Genomic DNA, 548 nt, shown 5'->3' with positions numbered 1-548 from the left:
AATGTGCGTGTGTAGGCGGTGACAGTAACGTACCACTAGGGTTTATCTCTCTAACAGAAAACTTATTTATGATAGCTGCCGGTATTTGGATGTTTGTTAGGTAAATAACAGCTTTAATTTAAAAATATGATGACGAGCTTATTTATAGCACGAACCAGATTCAGTAGTTGAGTCTGGTTCTGCCTGAACTTAAAATGCCATCAATTTGCTCTGGCTTCTCTAAGGTATCTTGAAGTTACAACGAGACTAAAGTTTTTTATCAATTGCATGATTTAAAAAAGCACTAGCCCTCTAATTTTATTAAATAGATCTAATCTAAATTTGATTCCAGAATTCTTTTGGCAATAAATTTTTAATCATCCTAGTGTTTAAGAATTTATAAATTTAATTAATAAATTTTGTGAAATTTTTCTAGTCCGCTTAGAGCGATAAGCGGTCAGTCAGGTGAGTCGTCATTAACTTAGTCAGAATAAGAGGAAACGTTCCTCTTTTTTACATGTTTATATATGCCACAGAAAGAATAATATTTATAGCTACAAATAGTTTTC

Annotated in this window: 1 pseudogene; it reads left to right on the top strand. The window is 31.9% G+C overall.

Annotated elements, in window-relative coordinates:
• Window positions 1–104 (top strand): annotated as a pseudogene (locus tag H5157_RS21005) (glutaredoxin family protein); the annotation flags it as partial.
• Window positions 105–548: the final 444 nt, after the last annotated feature.

The sequence above is a fragment of the Pseudoalteromonas sp. SG43-3 genome (assembly GCF_014164385.1).
Taxonomy (GTDB): domain Bacteria; phylum Pseudomonadota; class Gammaproteobacteria; order Enterobacterales; family Alteromonadaceae; genus Pseudoalteromonas; species Pseudoalteromonas distincta.
The sequence above is the reverse complement of the archived record's forward strand: the minus strand, read 5'-3'. Positions and strand labels throughout refer to the sequence as shown.